1 protein-coding gene is annotated in these 1,706 nt (G+C 76.8%); it reads left to right on the forward strand.

The features are described from left to right. The first annotated feature begins 241 nt into the window (after positions 1-241). Positions 242-1,606, forward strand: coding sequence for a helix-turn-helix domain-containing protein (locus tag E2E34_RS34040; RefSeq protein WP_138905678.1), 1,365 nt, complete (start codon positions 242-244; stop codon positions 1,604-1,606). The last annotated feature ends 100 nt before the right edge of the window (positions 1,607-1,706 follow it).

Raw genomic sequence — 1,706 nt, forward strand, 5'->3', positions numbered from 1 at the left:
CCCACGACCCCACCCGTCACAGGCGTCACATCCGCACCAGTGTCACCGGATCTGCGTCCGCCGGGACGGCCGAAGCCGCAGCGATCACGCGGGGTGCGGAACGTGTCCGCGACCCGTGATAGCGGAGCCGCTGCCCGCCGCCGTGCGCGGCCTGTCGCGGTGAGCGGCCGGACGATGGTGACGCGATAGCGGGCTCCCGAGGATGAGAGGCGTCCCTCCTCACCACCCCCCGGGAGCACGCATGAACTCCACCGTCACGGCCGGTCCCGCCCAGGACACGCAGGTCGGCGCCCTGATACGAGCCCACAGGCTGCGCATCGGGCTGACCCAGCGGGAACTCGCCGACCTGTCCACCATCAGCGTGCGGGCCATCCGCGACCTGGAGCACGGCCGGGCGAGACGGCCCCGCACGGACACCGTGCGGCTGATGGCGGACGCGTTGCGGCTGGGACCGCGGGCCCGGGCCGCCCTGGAGGACGCGGCGCACCTGGGGCGCGCGACGGACGTCACCGCCGGGCCGCCCGCGCCGCCGGACGCCCCGCAGCCGCTGCTGGGCCGGAGCACGGAGACCGGCACCCTGGTGCGGGAGCTCTCGCCGGACGGCGCGGAGCGACTGACGCATCTGGTGGGACTGCCCGGAGTCGGCAAGACCCGGGTGGCGCTCGCCGTGGCCGCGTCGCTGCACGGCGCCGGAATGCCGGTCCTGTGGCACGCCTTCCCCGGCGCGGCCCGCGAGTACCTGCCGACCGGGCCGGGGATCTGGACACAGCTCACCGACCGGCTGGTGGCCGGGCTGTACGGGGACGAGCCCGGCCCCGCGAGCACGGAGGCGGCGGGGGGACTGCTGGGCGAGGGACCGGTCCTGCTGGTGCTCGACGGCGCTCCGGCGGGGGCGCCCCGCTTCGACCGGCTGACCCGCCTGCTGCGCGACGTACCAGGGCTGCGTCTGCTGGTGACCTCCGAGGAGCCGTGGCAGGCGCCCGGCGAACGGCTGTTCCTGCTCTGCCCCCTTCCCGTGCCGGCCGCGGCGGGCGGCGGCCCGGAGGCCGAGGGGGAGCCCGCGGTACGGATGTTCCTCGACCAGGTGCGGCGGGTCCGGCCGGAGCCGGCCGGAGCCGGTGCCGACACCGAGCGGGCGGCGCGGATCTGCCGGCTCCTGGACGGCCACCCCGGGGCGCTGTCCGCCGCCGCGTCCTGGCTGGTCGTGTCCGACCTCGCGGCGCTGTGCGACACCCTGGAGGCCGACCCGACGGCGTTCCTCGACCACCTCGGCGGTCGGGACGACTGCCTGCGCGCGTCCCTGCGGGTCCGGATCGGCCGGTTGCCGGCCGGTCCGCTGACGCTGCTGACCGCCCTGTGCGCCGCGCCGCGCGACGGCGGGAGGGCGGGTGCGATCGCCGACGGCGGCTTCCAACTGACCGCGCTGACGGCGCTGACCGGCCGCAGTCTGCCGGAGTGCGGGCGGCTGCTGCGCGAGCTGCTCCTGTCGGGGCTGGTGCGCGCCGCTCATGAGGAGGGCGCTTCCCACTTCCGGGTGCCCCCGCTCGTACGGGCGCTGGTGCCCGGTGCGGCAGTGTGCGCGCCGCAGGCAACTGCCGCCGTCTGAACTGCTCCTGGAGCGCCGGAACAACTGCCGCCCGACGGCGGGCCGCACGGATTGGATGGGCGTACGCCGGAAGGGCCGGGCACCGCGGCCGGCCCCGACC

The sequence above is a fragment of the Streptomyces albidochromogenes genome (genome assembly GCF_005981925.1).
Lineage (GTDB): Bacteria > Actinomycetota > Actinomycetes > Streptomycetales > Streptomycetaceae > Streptomyces > Streptomyces albidochromogenes.